Origin of the sequence: Amycolatopsis sp. NPDC005961 (assembly GCF_040629235.1) — a bacterium.
GTDB lineage: Bacteria > Actinomycetota > Actinomycetes > Mycobacteriales > Pseudonocardiaceae > Amycolatopsis > Amycolatopsis camponoti.
Genome location: NZ_JBEXVF010000010.1, coordinates 20,121 through 37,015 on the forward strand (window position 1 = coordinate 20,121; position 16,895 = coordinate 37,015).

Here is a 16,895-nt window from a genome sequence, read left to right on the forward strand (position 1 = left end):
TCAACTCATGGCCGAAGCGCACGCAGACGAGAGCAGATGGCTTCTCGACGAGGAAGAGATCCGCACTCTTGAGGGTGTTGGTAGCGTGCTGCGGCGCGGCGACGGCCACGTCTTCATGCGCGAAGGGGAGGACAGCGATTTCCTGCTGCTCATCAGGAAGGGACACGTGCAGGTCTCCACCGGTCAGCCGGCACGGATCGTGGCCTTCCGGGGGGCGGGGGAGACGGTCGGCGAGCTGGGAGTGATCGACGACGAGCCGCGGTCGGCCACCGTGACCGCCTGGGGTGACGTCGAGGCGCTGCACGTTCCGGCGGCCGAACTGCTGAAGTTCCTCGACGAGAACCGACCCGCGGAGCAAGCCCTGCACGCCGCGGTCCGCAAGCGGCTCGCTCAAGCGACGCGGAAGATCTCGGATTCCGACCTCGCGATGGAACGGCGGATCGCCAAGGCACTCACCGAACTGATCGGGAACGGCATCTGCGAGGTCGTCGACGGGGTGCCGACCATCGGACTGAGCCAGAAGGACCTCGCATCCTTGAGCGGCTCCTCCCTGGAAGCGACCAAGAAGATCGTCCGCGTTTTCAAGCAGAGCGGTTTGATCGACACCGGGCGCCTCGTCCTCCGCGTCACCGATGCCGAAGGGCTGCGCCGGATAGCCGGTGGCCGGCCCATGTCGTCGTGGTGATCAGCCGTGCTGTCCGTGCTGGAGCACCCTTCGAGCGGCTGGGTCCTCGCGATGCTGGCGATCGGGACTGTCGTCCACCAGATCGTCAGGCTGATGATGTTCAAAGCCGCGATCCGGAACAGCAAGCCGGCGGAACGCCCCCAGATCATCAAGGCCATGCGTGGCCTGATCGGGCGTGGCCTGTCATCGCGAACCGACGACAAGGAATAGCCGTGACGACCACCCCCGAGGCGAAGCGCCTCCTTCGGAACGAGTTCATCCGCGAACTTCTTGCCTGGGACCTCGATCCCAGGCACTTCGTTCTCTTCGGCAGCGCGCCGCTGCTGGCGCACGGGCTGCGGACGACCATCCGCGACCTCGACGTGGTGGCCCGGGGCGACGTCTTGGCTTGGGCGAGGCGGACCGGCGTCCCGAGTGTGGGAGCGTACAGCGGGGATCCGGTTTGGCAGTGCGGCCGAGGCCGGATCCAGTTTTCCGCCGGGTGGATCACGTCCCGGTGGGATGTGGACAACCTGATGGACAACGCAGAAGTCGTCGGCGGCCTTCGTCTGGCCCGGCTCGAGGACGTGCTCCAGTACAAGACGGAACTGTCGCGCCCCAAAGACCTTGCCGACATCCAGAGGATCCGAGCACAGCTCGGCAAAGCGTCCTTAGAGCTGCCACGACCCCAGCTGATCTGCCTGAAGTGAACTTGGCCCGGAAGACCGTGCCGCCGCTGTGGTGACCGATCCGCCCAACCACGCTTCCTGGATGCTCCTGGCCGGCCCCAGGGCGGAACCAACTCGGTGGTGTGGCGAAGCCGGCCGAGTCGGCGATCGGTTTGGCGGCAAACCGTTCACATGTCGACTGTTCAGGGATAGACTGTTGCCGTGACGCAGCATCCGTCCCCGCATCGGGACCTCATGCGCTACCTGCACCGGGCGGCCCTGCTGAGCGAACGGGTCGGCGATCGCCGTTTCCAGCAGCGGATCGGCATCGGGCGGACCCTGTTCCTCGTGCTCCGGTCGATCGCCGACGCCGGCGACGTTTCCCCGTCACAACAAGAGATCGCCGACCTCCTCAGCCTGACGAAGGGCGCGGTCAGCCGGCACGTCGAGACCGCCCGGCACCGAGGCTGGTTGGCCGTCACGACCTCGTCCGCGTCCCGTCGCGAGCACGCGCTGACGCTGACCCCCGCGGGCCAGTCCCTCGTGCAGGACGGGCTGGCCGTGCACCACGAATACGAGCGCCTGGGCGGCGAGCACATGACCGACGCCGCGATGGCCACCACCATCCAGACACTGAAGACGATGTGCGAACTCCTGGAAACCGAGGAGCGGCAATGAGAATCGCGGTCATCCTCGGCAGCACCCGCCCCGGACGGCTCGGCGACCGCGTCTGCCGGTTCGTCATGGGCAAAGCGGCCCTCGTCGACGGCGCCGAGTTCACCGTGCTCGACCTCGCCGACCACCCGATGCCGTTCTTCGACGAGCCGCTCGCGCCGCTGGCCAACCACGACCGCCGGCCGTCCGCACCCGTGCGGGCTTGGCTCGAAGCCATGGCGGCCGCCGACGCCTACGTCTTCCTGACACCCGAGTACAACCACGCGCCACCGGCCGCGTTGAAGAACGCCCTGGACTTCCTCGCCACCGAGGCCGCCGGCAAACCCGCGACGATCGTGTCGTACTCCACCACCGCACACGGCGGTGCCCTGGCCGGCCAGCACCTGCGGCTGTCCCTGAGCAAAGCGGGCATGCTGCCCCTGCCCCGAAGCCTCCCCCTCGCCCACGCCGACCGGCTCTTCGACCCCACCGGCGAACTGGTCGAGCGATCGGACTGGGCACGCCGGGTCGCCGAATTCGTCCCGGCTTCCCTCCGCGACCTCGTCGAGCACGCCCGGGCACTCAAAACCCTCGAAGAAGCGACGACGTCAGGTAGGTGAGTGAGTCCCGGTGCCGGATCACCGGGACTCACTCGGCCGCCGGTGTCAGCGGTTCATCAAAGCGAAGACGCCCCAGCCGAGGAATTCGCGTGGGTACCGGGCATGGCGCGCCGGAGCGGCGGTGAGTTCCGCGCGCATCTGCTCGGCCAGCTCGTCGTCGGGATGGGCGTCCAGCCAGCGGCGGGTGTTGAGCCATTGGGCCGCGACGTAGCTGTCCCAGCTGTCCTGGTCGGCGAGGACCATCTGCACGACGTCACAACCCAGCTCCCCGAACTGTTCCAGCAGCTCCGGGAGGATGCGGAAGTCGTCTTCACTGGTGGCGTGACAGCCTTCGACGGTGGCCTGGTCCGGGGGTCGCCTGCGCCAGTACGGTTCGCCGATCAGCATCGTGCCGCCGGGGCGCAGGCTGCGTCGGAGCAGGTCCACGGTGCCGGCCACGCCACCTCCGATCCAGGTCGCACCCACGCACGCCCCGATGTCGACCGCGTCGTCGGCGACGTGGTCGGACGCGTCGCCGTGGGTGAACGTGACCTGTTCGGCGACCTCCAGTTCGATCGCTCGTGCCCGGGCCTTGGCCAGGAACACGGTGCTGATGTCCACGCCGGTTCCGGTGATGCCGTGATCGCGGGCCCAGGTGCACAGCAGCTCGCCGGAGCCACAGGCCAGGTCGAGCAGCCGAGTGCCGGGTGGTGGGCTCAGCGCCTCGCCCAGGCCGGCCAGTTTCCGGCTGGTGAGCGGGTTGTGGATGCGGTGGCCGCTCTCGCGGATGGTGAAGCTACGGGGTAGATCCACTTCGGGGATTCCTCACGTCCAAGGGGTAGTCCAGCGCGGGGTCGGCCGTCGACGGCCGGGCTGCCCGGACATTCATGCAATGCACCTCTTCGAACGGAAGGTCATACGGTCGGACGGCAGGCTAGGCGGGTCGCACGTGCCGGGCCACCGGTTATCGCGTCGAACCCGGACGCGCTCTCGTGCCGCCGGGCACGGTCCGCGCCGTCGAGCGGAATTGCGTTGGTGCGGGCTCCATGATCGGGAAGAATCCCCGGAATGGACCTGCGCGCCCTTCTCAGCCGGATCGATCCGCTGCCCGCTCCGGCACGAAGGCGGGTCCTCGCCGATACCGCACGCGCGCTGGCCGGTTCGCCGGAGCTGACCGCTCTGCTCGCGGAACTGGACGCCGTCCCCGGGCTTCCGCGCGCCTGGGCCGCGAAGATGGCCACCATCGCAGGCGATGACACGCACCTGCGCCGCAGCCTCGTCGCGACGGACACCCGGGTCGCCGCTCTGGCGATGACCCACTGCGCTCGCCACGGCCTGCACTTCGACGTCCTCACCGCGGCACTCCCGACCGCGCCCCTCGCGTGGCGGCACACCCTCTACCGCGCGGTGCGCGCCACCGGCGCCACCGAGTGGGCCGAAGCACTGCTGCCCCGGGTGCGCGCTCGCTTCGGTGACCACGAGGCCGCCGCCGTGCTCCCGGCCTGCGACGCCGACACCGTGACGGCCTTACTGCCGGAACTGGACTTCGCGGTGCCCAACCTCGCCGCGCTGTCCCGCCGTCACCCCGCCGTCGTGCTCGCGCACCTGCGCCGGAGGCTGACCGAAGCCGGCGACGCCGGGCGCAACGCCGTGTGGGCTCTCTTCGGTCCGGCGCTGGGACAGCTGGTCCGGCAAGACCCCGGACACCTCGTCGACCTGCTGGCGCGGTCGGGACCGTCGACCGGGCTCCCGGCCGGTGCGGACCGTTGGCTGGCCACGGCGACCGCGGCCGACCCGGACCGCGTCGTGGCGATCCTCGCCGATCCCGCGCGGCGCATCCGGTTCAGCGCGGGCCGGAGCATGGAGCTCGCTCTGCGGCGGGCCACGGACGAGTCCCTGACCTCGCTCGCGCGCACCTCGCTCACCGACGTGCGCCGCTTGACGGCATTGCTGCGCGGGCTCCCGCCCGCCCGGCGCGCGATCGTCCTGGGTGGAGCGCTGGGGGAGCAGACCCCGCAGCAGGCCGGACTGCCGATCGCCCTGCTCGACGTCCTGCCGTGGCGGTCCCGGCACGAGCAGGCCCGCCGGCTGCTCGCCACCCGCCCCGTGGCCGACCACCCCGACCTGCGGCGGGAGGCGACCGCGCGGCTGCCCTGGCCGGAGGCCGAGCCCCACCTGCGCGCCGCGACCGCCCGGCCGACCGCCGTGGAGCGTGCCCTCGGTTACCCGCTGCTGATCGGCGCGGCGGCCGCGACCCGGGACCCGGAGGTCGTCGCCGGCCAGCTCGGGTCGCTGACCCGGCTGCCCAACGAGCAGGATCCGGTCCGCCACACCGCGCTCGCGGCCATCGCCGCGCTCCCGGGCTGGCTCCTGCGGTCGGCCGATCCGTCCACCCTGGTCAAGCTGGCCACCGATGCCGTCCAGGCCAGGGACGCGTCCTGGGCCACCCGCCAGGCGGTCGGCACGCTGGCCGTCACCCTGGTCCGGCAGGGAACGCTCACGACGCGGCCCGACTTGGCCGAGAGCGGGCTGCTGATGGTGGAGCTGTCCGGTGGACACGCCCACGCCCTCACCCTGCACCGGCTCGATCAGGATCTGCCCCGCGGCGCCGAACACGGACTGTTCTCCGCGCTGCGGCCGCGGATCACCGCCGACGCCCGCGCCGGCCGCTACGACCTGGTCCTGTCCTTGGCCTCGGGCCTGCGGCGGCGCGCGTGGACGATGCCCGACCTCCAGGCCGCCGTGGGCGAAGCGACCGGCGCCGCCGACGACGCCACGGTCCGCTGGGCACTCGGGCTGTGGCTGGCCCCGCCCGCGACCCGGGACGAACGCGTCGAGGCCGTGCTCCGCCGCGACCCGTCGACGATCACCGTGACCGCCGTGGCGAACGCGATCAGCGAACGCCGGACCGACCTGCTCGACCGCGTGCTGGACCGGCCGCCGCGCGGCCGGTTCGTCGCCCGCGGTGTCCGGCTGGTCCCGACGTTCAGCGGGGGGTCACGGCACTGGCTGCCGCGTCAGGTCGCCCGGTACGGCGAGCTGCTGGCCGACCTCGCGACCGCGCCCCGCAAGCCGGTCTGGGAGCGGGTCTCGGCCGTGCGGCGGCTGGCGAGCCTGCCCGGCGCCGCCCTCGACGACGTGCGGCCGTTCCTCCAGGACGACGAAGTCGCCGTGGTCGAGGCCGCGCTGGCCGGCCTGGCCTGGACCGATCGGCCCGGCGACGCACTCGGCACGTTGCTCGGCTACGCCGACACCGATCGCGCCCGGGTCGCGGTGTACGCGGCCGGCCGGGCCGCCCGCGCCATCCCACCGGACGCATTGGGTGCCGCCCTGCGTCCGGTGCTGGCCGGGAAGAAGCTGACGGCGCGCAAGGAGGCGGTCCGGTTGCTCGCCGAGCACCGCGTGCCCGGCGCCGCCGGTGATCTCGCCACCCTGTGGGCGACCCCGGATCTGCACCGCGACCTCCGCCGCGCCATCGTGTCGGCCGCGCGCCGGTTGCTCGACGACGACCGTGCCTGGCACTGGCTCGCCGAAGCGACCACCATGACCGCGGTGGCCACGGCCGTGACCGAAGCCCACCCGATGACCATCGCCGAGCACCACCGCGAGCGCTACGGCGCGCTGGTGCGCGGCGTGGCGGGCAGCGCCGACCCGGACACCGCGCGAACCGGCTTGGCCGCCTGGCCCGCGTGGAGCGCCTGGGACCGCGAAGGACCTGCTGCGCTGGTCACCCTGATCGGCGACCTCACCAGCACCGCGACTTGGCGGGCAGCGGTCGAAGCGGTACTCGCGGCGTGCGCGGTCACCGGCGATCCGGCGCCATTGGACGACGTGGTCACGACGCTCGCCGAAGCGGACGACGTCGTCGCCAACGGCCGGGACCAGCCGGCGCGACAACGACTACGCCACTTCGTCTCCTGCTTCGCAGCCCGCCTGGACACCGACGGCGAAACCATGCGCGGCGCGGCCGAGCGGCTGTCGACGACGCTGGCGCACCATGCGGATTACCGAACGGACGCGCTGCTGCTCGCCGTCGCCGCCCTCCCTCGCCACGGCGAACTGCTGCCGGCCGTCCGCCGGATCGCCGCCCTCGCCGACCGTCCCGCACTGGCTTGGCAGGTGGCGGACCGGCTGGCGACCTGGCTGGCCGGCCACGACCCGGGACGGGCCGAGCTGCTCGGCACCGCTCAGGCCCTCACGACCGGCCCGGCGGAGGCCTCGCTGGCGGCGAGCATCGCCGGCCAGGCCGGCCCCCACGCCGGATGGCCGCACCCATGGCGCGACCTGGTAGGGGCCCTGCGCGCGCACCCCGACGCCGACGTCCGCGAACGCGCGTCGCACATTTCCCTCGCTCCTGAGTGATGTGCGGGGCTTGGACGCCGTGACACGCGAGGTCATCAGCCGTCCGGAGTCCGCTCTGTTTCGGGCCATGACTGTGGCGCCGGGCCGAACGCGCGTCGGGCGGCTCGGACTGCGAGCGTGGCGACGGTGGCGTTGGCGCCACCGCCGATCACCGCGCCGATGCCGAACGGAGCCACCCGGCCGAGCACGATGATGCCCTGCTTGGTGCCGTACTTGGTGACGAAGTTCTTGCCCAGGACGCTGTTGATCTGATTCAGCGTCGCCGTGGGCACCTTGCTGACGAGCTGGCGGGCCCAGTGCTGACCGGTGCGCTCGGCGGCCTTGCCGACGATGGTCGAGGAACCCGACTGGCCGAGCAGGATCCCCATGACCAGCGTCCGCCGGCGTTCGATCTCGTCCAGCCGAACGCCGTGGACCTCGGCGACCGAGAGCACGAACAGGGTGCTCAGTTCGAGCGAAGAGAAGGCCTCGCCCGCCGACAACGCCAGTGCGACCCCGGTGCCGACGGCGGGCGCGGCCGCGGTGGCCCCGACCGCGGCCCCGGTGCCCGCCAGGGCGCTGACGTACATCCGCTCCAGGGTGCGGATGACCTCCGCCGGTGTGGCATCCGGGTTGCGCTGACGGGCCCGGGCGATGTTCTTGCGCACCAGCGGTGCCGGCAAGCCGATGGCCTTGTCCAGTACCTGAAGGGCCGGCCGCCCCGGCCCGCTCGACGCCGGGACCGGTCCTTCAAGGGCATCAGAGGCCACCGCGAGCTCCTTCGCGTCGTCACGTCGCCGCCCAGTCTCGCACCCGCCACGGCCCGAGCCCATCGGCCGCCAGGCGATCCGGTCACCGCGCGGGGAAGAACAGGCGCAGGCGGTCGACCCGGCCTTCGCGGTGCGACATCAGCCAGACCACCGCCGGCGGGCAGTGCTGCGGATCGTGCGGCGGGCTGACCATCGCCATCTCCCACACGGTGAAGTCGCGGCTGGTGACGGCGTTGACGAAGTGCTGGCGCACGCCGTAGGTCAAGTCCGCTTCCATGCCCGCCACCGCCATGTCCCGCCCGCCCTGGAAGCCCTGACCGCTGGTCATGCGCAGGTCCGGAGTCCAGCGGTCGGCGACGACGCCGGCGAACTCGCCCCGCCGGGCGGCGGCGAGCGTATCGGCCGCCTCCCGTGCGCTGGCGGCGTTGCGCGCGGCGGCGTCGTCGTACGCCTGGTCGGCCGTGGCCAGCAGGGCTTCGGACAGCTTGGTCCGCGCCTGGTTCAGCCGGCTGCGCACCGTGCCCACCGGGAGCCGGCAGGCGGCGGCGATCTGCTCGTACGACGTGACGTCGCTGAAGTGGCGCAACAGGACCACCTCCCGCAACGCCGGGGACAGGCTGTCGATCGCGTGCCAGACCCAGTCGCGGGAGACGTGGTCGTCGAGGAGGCGTTCCGGCGTCGCGAGATCGGCCGGCGGCCCGGGGTCCGCGACCGGCACGACCCGGCGCGCGGCGCGCAGGCGCATGCGGCAGGCGTTGCGGACGATCGCCCGCAGCCACGGCCCCGCGGCGGCCGGGTCGCGCAAGGTTCCGATCCGCCGCAACGCCGTCAGCGCGGCGTCCTGCAGAGCGTCCTCGGCGTCCGGGCCGTGGCCCAGGATGCCGAGCGCCACGGCACGCATGTCGGCCTGGTGCCGGGCGAGCAACGTCCCGAGGGCGCTCACGCTGCCGGCCCGGGCACCGCGCGCCAGCTCGATCTCGATGGACGTCACCTGATCATTCTGCCCGGTCCCGGCCCGGGCTCCGCGGTGTGACGCACGCCATGCCCGCCGGATCGAACTTCGCTGCCCCGAGGCCATCTTGACGGTGTTCCCAGCACAGTGCGATCGGAGAAAATCATGGACACCGGCACCCACACCGTCGAACTCGACGGCGTCCGCCAGCGTTACCACGTGCACGGCCGCGGGCCGGTGTGCGTCGCCCTGCCCGGCGGCCCCGGCGTCGACTGGGCGTACCTGCGGATGCCCGCGCTCGAAGCGCACCTGACCGTGGTCTACGTCGAGCCGATCGGCACCGGCGGCTCGGGGCGGCTGGCGTCCCACCCGCACGGGTACACCCGCGCCCGGTACGCCCGTGCCCTGCTCGCGTTGCTGGACCACCTCGGCGTGGCCACGGCCCACCTCATCGGCCATTCCCACGGCGGGTTCGTCGCGCAGTACTTCGCGCTGCACCACCCCGACCGGGTCGCCGGGGTGGTGCTGTACGAGAGCGCCCCGGTCACCGGGCCGGAGCACGGCGCCGAAGCCCAGCGCAACGTCGAGGAGTTCGCCCGCCGCAACGCCGACCGGCCCGACCTGCCCGGGGTGCTGGCCGCCCTGCAGGCGACGGCGTCGATCTCGGACGACGACGAGATGGACGCCGCGCTGCGCGGTCTGCTGCCGGCGTACTTCGCCGACTACTGGAGCCGGGAGGCGGAGTTCGCGCCGCTGAGGGCGACCGTCCGCGGCACGCACATCTCCGGCCTGGACGAGCGGCTCGTGCCGGACGCGATCGACGACCGGACGGCGCTGGGTTCCCTGACCGTGCCGGCGCTGGTGGTGGCCGGCCGGTTCGACGTGATCTGCGGAGTCCGCTGGGCACGCGAGCTGGTCGAGCTGACCCCGGACGCCCGCCTCGTCGTACTGGAGCGCAGCGGTCACTTCGGCCACCTCGAGGAACCCGCCGTGTTCGCCGAGGCCGTAGCCGGCTTCGTCACCGGCAGCTGAGGGCTCGCGATCCTGGCGGGAGGCCGCCCGCGCCTCCCGCCCTGCGCGAGCCCGGACGCGGGCACGGCGTCCGACGCCCTCGCCGACTTGACCACCAAGCTCTACCACCAGGGTGGTTGGGTCTGTTCCGCGGCGCCGGCCGCGCTGCCGTTGCTGACCGATCTCGTGTCGGACCGTGCCGTGCACCACCGGCGCGAAGTGGTTGAACTGATTCGTCTGCTGGCCGGTGAGGCCGTCACCGCGGCCGAAAAGTGGGTGGCCCCAGGCTGGCAGCGGGCACTGGACGGCGCGAGACCGCGGTTGCTCGCACTGCTGGACGACGCGGATCCCCGCGTACGCCGGGAAACGACCGTGTTGGCGGCTGGCATCGCGGCATTGCGCTATCTCGCCGACATCGGTGTGGTCGACGGCCGAGTGCGAGCTGTGGCACAGGCGATCGCCGACAATCCGCGCCGCATCGCCTGCAACGGAGGATGGCGCACCTTCAGCGAGGATGAGCAGATCAGGGCCGCGGCTTCCGCGCTCGTGGACTGACCGGGGTCGTGCCTCGTGCCCGGTGCCGGGCGGGCCACGGCCTCATTCCGGTGACGCCCGGGTGACGCCGGAGCAGCGCGATCGCGACGGGCGCACTGTCATTCTGTGGTTCGATCCCCGTCACGATGGGTAGGGCCGGATGCCCGTTCCGCTCAAGGTCCGCGGTCTTCGACCGCCCGCGTCGGCCACGCCGGCAGCCGACCTGCGCCGACCCGAGCAGGCCGGCGCCGCGGACATGGTCCGTGCCCGCACCATGCTGGGCAACGCGGTCGTCACCGCGGCCATGACCGGCTTGCCGCCCGGCGCCACGCCGGATCCGGCCTCCTGGACCGGCCGGATGCTGCTCGCCGGCCAGAACTCGGTCGGCAACCAGGCCGTGGCGAACCGGTCGGCGACGAACCGGGCCGGGGCGCCGGCGACACCGGCGCCCGGTCCGCTCCCGACCGTGACGGCCGCCCGCAAGCCGCCGGTCACGAAGGTGCCTCCTGCGTCGCCGGCCGGACCGAAGGCCGCCGCCCCGGTCCCTCCTGGCAACGACCAGAAGGACCAGGCCGCACCGGACAAGCCCACGGCGGACAAAGCCGGCAAGCAGGAAAAAGGTACCGGCCCGCGCTCTCCCGGCGCGGACCCGAAGTTCCAGGCACTCGAGAAGGACGTCACCGCCAAGAAGAAGGCCATCGGCTCGAGCCATCCGCCGGCGGCCGCGGAAGCCGGCTCGGCCCACGCCGCCGCGGAGCCTCCGGCCGACGATCGCGAGGCGCGGGGCAAGGCGGCTCACGCCGAAGACATGGACGCCGCGAAGCCCAAGGCGTTCGACAAGCAGGAGTTCGTCGCCGCGGTCAAGAAGGCCGTGGCCGACAAAGCGCCGAAGAACCTCGATGAGGCCGACAAGTTCAGCGACTCGGGTAAGGCCGAGGAGGTCAAGAACGAGGTCCAGGGCAAGGTCGGCGAGGGCAAGGACGCCTCGGCCAAGGAGATCGCCGACACCACCGCCGCGCCACCGGAGCCGGCGCCGGACGGCAAGCAGGTCGTGCCCATGGCTCCGGACAAGGTCCCGGGCAAGCCGGGCACGCCCGACCCGAACCTCGCGACCCCCGACCGGCTGCCCCCGTCGGCGACGGACATGTCGGCCGGCCCGGACCAGGTCGGGCAGGACATGACCAAGGCGAAGGTCACCGAGGAGCAACTCGGGTTCGACAACGCCCACGAGCCGGCGTTCGACAAGGCGGTGAAAGACAAGAAGACGATGGACGCCCACTCCGAGGCGGCGCCCAAGAAGCTCCGTGCCGAGGAGTCCGGCGAGCTCAAGCAGGTCAAGGTCGCCGCGGCGACCCAGGGCGCGGCCGCGATGACCGGCATCCACACCACCCGCCTGACGACCGGCACCACGGTGCGCACCCGCAAGGGCAGCACCAAGAAGAGCGACGAGGACAAGCAGAAGGAGGTCACCGACCTCCTCCAGAAGCTCTTCGACCAGACGAAGAGCGACGTCGAGAAGATCCTCGCCGACCTCGACGAGAAGGTCGACAACGAGTTCACGGCCAAGGAGAAGGTCGCGCGCGACCGGTTCACCGAAGAGCACGAAGACGGGATGCGCCGCTACAAGGACGAGCGCTACGGCGGCTGGTGGGGCTGGACGAAGTGGGTCAAGGACAAGTTCGCCGGCCTGCCGGAGGAGGCCAACCGGATCTACGAGCACGCCCGGGACAACTACCTGGTGGCGATGGACGGGATCATCACCGGGATCGCCGACACGGTCGATGGCGAGCTGAAGCGCGCGAAGGACCGCATCGCGTCCGGCCGCAAGGAGATCAAGGCCGCGGTGGAGAAGCTGCCTGCCGATCTCAAGGCCATCGGCAGGCAGGCGGCGGCCGACCTCGACGCCCGGTTCGACGAGTTGACGGACACCGTCGACGAGAAGGGTTCCGACCTCGTCGACCACCTGGCCACTCGCTACACCGACGCGGTCAAGTCGGTCGACGACGAGATCGCGGCGGAGAAGGAGAAGAACAAGGGCCTGGTGGCCAAGGCGATCGCGGCGATCGGCGGCGCCATCAAGACCATCATCGAGCTGGGCAGGCTGCTGCTCGGTGTGCTGGCCAAGGCGGCGTCCGCCGTCGGCTACATCCTCGAGAACCCGATCGGCTTCCTCGGCAACCTGGTCACCGGCGTCGGCGGTGGCCTGAAGCTGTTCATGAAGAACGCGGGCCGGCACCTCGAGCAGGGCGTGCTGGCGTGGCTCCTGGGCACGGGCATCGGCGCGTCGGCCGGGCTCATGCTGCCCGCCACGTTCGACATCCTGGGCATCCTGATGATGATCGCCACGCTGCTCGGGCTGTCGTGGCCGAACATCCGGTCCCGCCTCGCCCGCAAAGTCCCCGACAAGGCCATCACCGCGGCCGAGACGTCGATCCCGCTGGTCTCGAACGTCAAACGCCGAGGCGTGGCCGGTATGTGGGACGACCTGAAGACCCGCGTCGGCGACCTCAAGAAGGACCTGATCGGCAAGCTCGTGAGCTACCTGATGCCGACGATCGTCATCGCCGGCATCACGTGGATCGCGTCCCTGTTCACGCCGGCGTCGGCGTTCATCCGCGCCTGCAAGATGATCATCGACATCATCCGCTTCGTCGTCACCAACGCGCGCCGGATCATCGAGTTCGTCAACGCGGTCCTCGACGCGGTGATCGCCATCGCGAAGGGTGGCACCGGTGGCGTGCCGGCGTTGGTGGAGAACGCTCTGGCCCGGGCCATTCCCGTCCTGATCGGCGCGCTGGCGGCCCTGCTGGGCTTGGGCGGCATCGCCGGCAAGGTCAAGAACATCTTCCAGCAGATCGCCCGCCCGGTGAACCGCGCCGTCGACTGGGTCATCGACAAGATCTCCGGCCTGGTCAAGAAGCTGTGGGCGAGGCTCAAGCCGAAGCCGGGGAAGAAGCGCCGGCCGGGCCGTCCGAAGCGGCCACGACGGCCGGCCCGGGACCGGCCGCGCAGGCGCCGCCGCGACGACCGGCACAGGCCGGGGAAACGCCGGCCCGACCGCCGCGACAAGCGCGCCGACAAGAAGAAGCACTCACTGGCCGCCGCGCTGCGCGAGGCCACCCGTCTGCTCAAGGACCAGGACGCGACGCCGGAGAGCATCCGACGCAAGCTTCCCGCCATCAAACGCAAGTACAAGCTCACGTCGATCCAGCTGAAGAAGATCGGCAAGGACTCCTACGCGATCCGGCTCGCCATCAACCCCCAGGCGGAGACGCCGCCGGAGGAGCTGTTCCCCTACGAGGTCGGCAAGGCCAAGGGTGCTTTCACCATCAGCAGGCGCGAAGGCGTGGTGGAACAGCTCAGCCCACACCGGATTCCGATGGAGGGGCTCGACAAGCGGATGGGCTTCGTCGTCACCATCGCGACGATTCCGTCGGGTGTGGAGAACAACCCGGATCTAGCCGTCCGGTACCTCACCGCCGGCTGGGAGAGCGGTACCAAGGATCTCGCGGCGGCGCGGACCGCCGTCGTCATCGGCGTCAACGGTCTCGAACACCTCGACCCGTCGAAGGGGAAGGAGGAGATCACCGGCGCCGTCAAAGCCGTGCGCAAGACGCCGGAGCTCCTGCTCGCCGTGTTCGGCTTCGTCTGGACACCGAGGTGGGTCAAGCGTGGCACGGACAACGCGGTCCCGTTCACCGAGGTCCGCGCCGCGTACCGGGACCTGCAGGACCCCAAGGTCCGCAAGCACGCCGAGGACCAGGAGCGCGGTTTGCGGGACAAGAAGGCGTTGCCGTACGGCCTTTTCCGCCAGGAGGTGCTCGGCTCCTCCTACGTCGGCACCGCGGTGGGCGTGCTCAAGGACTTGAACGACGTGGTGTACGTCGTGGGCCAGGACGCCGACACCGGCGCCACGGCCAAGAACACGATGGGTGTGCTCGCCGCGTACAAGAAGGTGCTCGAGGAGATGTCGGAGGACCCGCTGCTCGTCGTCGGCGGCTACCACTTCGCCGGGTACCAGTGGAAGGGCCACGGCACCAAACGCAGGGAACAGCTGACCGTCCAGTTCAACGAGATCGACCGGGCCGTCCGGGTCGCGATCAACGAGAAGTACCCGCAGATGCTCTACCCGACCGAGCCCAACATGCTGATCAAGGCGTTCGAGAACCGCCAGGGCCGCCTCCGCGGCATCTTCCAGAACACCAGGGCCAAGGCGCTGCTCGCGGCCCAGGGCGAGATCTACGGCGTGGGCGGCGCCGAGGGCCGCTTCCTGCGCAACCGGCTGATGGAAGTCTTCGGCGTCGAGTTCAAGATCGTCTTCGTGCCGGAGGTGAGCACGATGACGAGCCCGGAGCCCGGCGACGTCGGACGTGGCCTGGAGTCGACCGCCGCCCACGTCCGTGCCGCGGCCAGGGGCAAGAGGCTCACCGTCGAGGACGGCAAGGTTGTCGAGTCGGGCGTCATCCGCCGCGCACACCGGGCCTACGCGATGATCCTGCAGTCACAGACCATGGTCAGTGCCGTGAACCTCGCCAGGGAGCTCACCATGGCTACGCCGGGGTTGAACGAGATCCGGCCCAGAAGAGCGCGGGATCGGTTCAAGGCCGACCTCCAGGACCGGGTGTTCGTCCACGTCGAGGAGGTCGCGCTGCTGATGGCGGACACCCCCAAGCTGACCGGCGACAGCCCGGAGATCAAGGCCCAGCTGGACGAGCTCCGCGACGACGTCGCTACCCTGGTGAGTCAGCTGCCGGCGCAGGGTAGGGAAGAGGCACAGCAGGCCGTCGCCAAGGCGGGGGAGCTGGCCGAGCGGATCATCGACGCCATGACGGCGGACGAGCTCAAGAGCGTCTGGCGCCCGCTGAGCACTCTGCTGAAGACGATCGACCGCGAACGGCGCAGCCGCGAAAGAAGGGCGTAGTGAGTCTGGAACAGCTTCGCGCGGAGGCGGCACGCGACGACTATCCCGCGATGGCCCGCCTGGCACGGGCGCTGTACGAGACCGGGCTCGGCCCGCGCGAGGTCCTGCGCGAGTGCTACGGCGTCGAGTTCCCCACCGAGTTCTTCGTGCTGCACGACCCCGACCCGGTGCTGCTGTTCCACTTCACCAACCAGCCGGCGAACCTGGCCGTGCCCCTCGATCGCGGTGGCCCACCACCGGCGGCCAATCCGATGAGCAAGAACGAGCGGGCCGTCTTCGCCCGCGATCCGGATCTCCTGCCGGTTGTGCTGTGCCTCAACAACTACGCCGGCTTCGGCGGCAAGTTCCTCTGCTACCGCCTCAGTGAGCTGGCCGCGGGCCGGGCGACCGTCTTCGCGATCGAGTACCACCCGACGCGGGAAAGCGAGATCACGCGCGTCGCGGATTCCCTGCTGGCGGCCCTGTACGAGCACCACACCGCCCACCTGGCCTGGGTCGAGGAGGAGGAACGCGCCACCGCGGGTCACAGTGGTGGCGGCACGGTGGACGAGGAAGACCTCGCGGCGGCCCAGGAGTACCTCGTGCACATCGAGGACCTGCGACGCAGGCTTGAAATCGCCGGGCCCGACAGCGCATGACGCGACCTCGAATCGCCGCGCCGGCAGAGTGTGCGGCTAGGCGGCGTCCCGGCGGGCCACCACCCGGTACGCGTTGGACCACCCGCGCCGCCTGCCGAAGGGTGCGCTGATCCGGTCCGCCGCCGAGGCCAGTACGAACAACGGCACGCACGCGACGAACGTGACCTTGCGCAGGATCCGCCGCCACCACGCCGGCGGGGCGCCCCGCCACGGAAGATCCTCCCCGGCGATCGTCAGTGCGTTGACCGCCATGATCGACGCGGCCAGCACGTCGATGGCGCCGTGCGGCTCGGCCCGTTGCTCGGCGACCACCGTGAATCCGCGGGCCGCCAGCTCGGCACGGAGGTTGCCGATCGGCATCAGGTTCAGATGCTGGGGTTGCAGCCAGGGCATCCACCACCGGCCGAGCACCTTCGCCCAGCGACATTCCGGATCGGGCAACTCGATGGCCAGCAGCCCGCCGGGCCGCAACACCGTCCTCGCCGCCGCCAGCTCTCGCTGGGGTTCCGCCGTGTGTTCCAGGTAGTGGTACATGCTGACCACGTCGTAGCGCCCGGCGAGCTCCTCGGCCCGGTCCACGAACAAGCCCCGGTAGCCGGTACGGATCCGGCCCTGCTGGCGCGCCAGGTCCACCCCGTCGCCGAGATCGAGGCCGTCGAACTCGACTCCGGGCAGCACCGCGGCGGCTTCCGCGCAGAAATGCCCGTGTCCCATGCCGACGTCGAGCCACTCACCCGATGCACCGGCTTCCCGGGCCAGCTCGGCCCGGGAGCGGTACCCCGCCCGGTTGCCTTCGAACATGCCGGTCATGTTCTTCTCGCCGAGCCCGTCGTAGCAGTCCCGGTAGTAGAACTCGAGCCCGGCCGGGTTCAGCCTAGGGTTCTGGAAGACGTGCCCGCAGTCCCGGCATTCGTCGAGCAGGAACCGGCCCGGCTTGTGCTGCAGCAAGTCGGTCGTGCGCAGTCGGCCCCGAAGCGCGACGGAGCCGCACCACGGACAGCTGGTCCGGCGAGGCTCGAAGAACCGATCCACACCGCCGGCCAGGTCCTCCAGGTAGGCCGGGCGGCGCGAGGCGACCGGATCGGCCGGCGTGTCGTCCTCGATCATGGAGGCGGAGCCTAGTGCGCGAACCAGGGGGAGGTG

General features: G+C 71.1%; 14 protein-coding genes. 10 read left to right on the forward strand and 4 right to left on the reverse strand.

Annotated features, from left to right (window positions below):
* Positions 1 to 7 precede the first annotated feature (7 nt).
* From ABZ342_RS11395 to ABZ342_RS11415, 5 genes are all read left to right on the forward strand, one after another.
* Positions 8 to 685 (forward strand): Crp/Fnr family transcriptional regulator, encoded by a 678-nt coding sequence (locus tag ABZ342_RS11395; protein ID WP_360471514.1) that lies wholly within the window; start codon positions 8 to 10, stop codon positions 683 to 685.
* Positions 686 to 691: 6 nt separating this feature from the next.
* Positions 692 to 895: a hypothetical protein gene (locus ABZ342_RS11400; RefSeq protein WP_155542404.1), complete on the forward strand. Its 204-nt coding sequence runs from the start codon at positions 692 to 694 to the stop codon at positions 893 to 895.
* A gap of 2 nt (positions 896 to 897) precedes the next feature.
* Positions 898 to 1,374 carry a hypothetical protein gene (locus tag ABZ342_RS11405; protein ID WP_360471517.1) on the forward strand — a complete coding sequence of 159 codons (477 nt, stop codon included), beginning with the start codon at positions 898 to 900 and terminating at the stop codon, positions 1,372 to 1,374.
* 180 nt (positions 1,375 to 1,554) lie between these two features.
* Entirely contained in the window at positions 1,555 to 2,010 is a 456-nt protein-coding gene (locus tag ABZ342_RS11410; RefSeq protein ID WP_360471520.1) for a MarR family transcriptional regulator, read from the forward strand.
* Positions 2,007 to 2,606, forward strand: coding sequence for an NAD(P)H-dependent oxidoreductase (locus ABZ342_RS11415; RefSeq protein WP_360471523.1), 600 nt, complete (start codon positions 2,007 to 2,009; stop codon positions 2,604 to 2,606). Before ABZ342_RS11410 ends, ABZ342_RS11415 begins: the two co-directional genes overlap by 4 nt.
* A gap of 45 nt (positions 2,607 to 2,651) precedes the next feature.
* Here the strand turns inward: ABZ342_RS11415 and ABZ342_RS11420 are convergent, their stop codons facing one another.
* Positions 2,652 to 3,398, reverse strand: coding sequence for a methyltransferase domain-containing protein (locus ABZ342_RS11420; protein WP_360471526.1), 747 nt, complete (start codon positions 3,396 to 3,398; stop codon positions 2,652 to 2,654).
* Between the two features lie 255 nt (positions 3,399 to 3,653).
* Between ABZ342_RS11420 and ABZ342_RS11425 the strand changes: the two genes are divergently transcribed.
* Complete coding sequence (locus ABZ342_RS11425; RefSeq protein WP_360471529.1) at positions 3,654 to 6,947, forward strand: hypothetical protein; 3,294 nt, start codon at positions 3,654 to 3,656, stop codon at positions 6,945 to 6,947.
* Between the two features lie 35 nt (positions 6,948 to 6,982).
* Here the strand turns inward: ABZ342_RS11425 and ABZ342_RS11430 are convergent, their stop codons facing one another.
* Both ABZ342_RS11430 and ABZ342_RS11435 read right to left on the reverse strand, forming a co-directional pair.
* The gene (locus tag ABZ342_RS11430; RefSeq protein ID WP_360471532.1) at positions 6,983 to 7,696 is read right to left on the reverse strand and encodes a hypothetical protein; all 714 of its coding nucleotides are present in this window, start codon (positions 7,694 to 7,696) and stop codon (positions 6,983 to 6,985) included.
* Positions 7,697 to 7,778: 82 nt separating this feature from the next.
* A complete protein-coding gene (locus tag ABZ342_RS11435; RefSeq protein ID WP_360471535.1) occupies positions 7,779 to 8,687 on the reverse strand; it encodes a sigma-70 family RNA polymerase sigma factor in 909 nt (302 codons plus the stop codon).
* A gap of 126 nt (positions 8,688 to 8,813) precedes the next feature.
* Here ABZ342_RS11435 and ABZ342_RS11440 point away from each other — a divergent pair, with 126 nt between their 5' ends.
* The 4 genes from ABZ342_RS11440 to ABZ342_RS11455 all read left to right on the forward strand — a co-directional run bounded on the left by ABZ342_RS11440 (position 8,814) and on the right by ABZ342_RS11455 (position 15,752).
* Positions 8,814 to 9,680 (forward strand): alpha/beta hydrolase, encoded by an 867-nt coding sequence (locus tag ABZ342_RS11440; protein WP_360471537.1) that lies wholly within the window; start codon positions 8,814 to 8,816, stop codon positions 9,678 to 9,680.
* Between the two features lie 87 nt (positions 9,681 to 9,767).
* Positions 9,768 to 10,214 (forward strand): hypothetical protein, encoded by a 447-nt coding sequence (locus tag ABZ342_RS11445; protein ID WP_360471539.1) that lies wholly within the window; start codon positions 9,768 to 9,770, stop codon positions 10,212 to 10,214.
* A 139-nt stretch (positions 10,215 to 10,353) separates the two neighbouring features.
* Complete coding sequence (locus tag ABZ342_RS11450) at positions 10,354 to 15,114, forward strand: hypothetical protein (RefSeq protein ID WP_360471542.1); 4,761 nt, start codon at positions 10,354 to 10,356, stop codon at positions 15,112 to 15,114.
* Positions 15,114 to 15,752, forward strand: a complete 639-nt coding sequence (locus tag ABZ342_RS11455; protein ID WP_360471545.1) for a hypothetical protein — start codon at positions 15,114 to 15,116, stop codon at positions 15,750 to 15,752. The genes ABZ342_RS11450 and ABZ342_RS11455 overlap by 1 nt, the downstream gene beginning before the upstream one ends.
* A 36-nt stretch (positions 15,753 to 15,788) precedes the next feature.
* Here ABZ342_RS11455 and ABZ342_RS11460 read toward each other — a convergent pair whose 3' ends face one another.
* Complete coding sequence (locus ABZ342_RS11460; RefSeq protein WP_360471547.1) at positions 15,789 to 16,859, reverse strand: class I SAM-dependent methyltransferase; 1,071 nt, start codon at positions 16,857 to 16,859, stop codon at positions 15,789 to 15,791.
* Positions 16,860 to 16,895 lie beyond the last annotated feature (36 nt).

Excerpts from the sequence above, each read along its gene's own strand:
- ABZ342_RS11415 (WP_360471523.1), top strand. The coding sequence starts at position 2,007 with ATGAGAATCGCGGTCATCCTCGGCAGCACCCGCCCCGGACGGCTCGGC.
- ABZ342_RS11440 (WP_360471537.1), top strand. The coding sequence starts at position 8,814 with ATGGACACCGGCACCCACACCGTCGAACTCGACGGCGTCCGCCAGCGT.
- ABZ342_RS11425 (WP_360471529.1), top strand. The coding sequence starts at position 3,654 with ATGGACCTGCGCGCCCTTCTCAGCCGGATCGATCCGCTGCCCGCTCCG.
- ABZ342_RS11395 (WP_360471514.1), top strand. The coding sequence starts at position 8 with ATGGCCGAAGCGCACGCAGACGAGAGCAGATGGCTTCTCGACGAGGAA.
- ABZ342_RS11450 (WP_360471542.1), top strand. The coding sequence starts at position 10,354 with ATGCCCGTTCCGCTCAAGGTCCGCGGTCTTCGACCGCCCGCGTCGGCC.
- ABZ342_RS11460 (WP_360471547.1), bottom strand. The coding sequence starts at position 16,859 with ATGATCGAGGACGACACGCCGGCCGATCCGGTCGCCTCGCGCCGCCCG.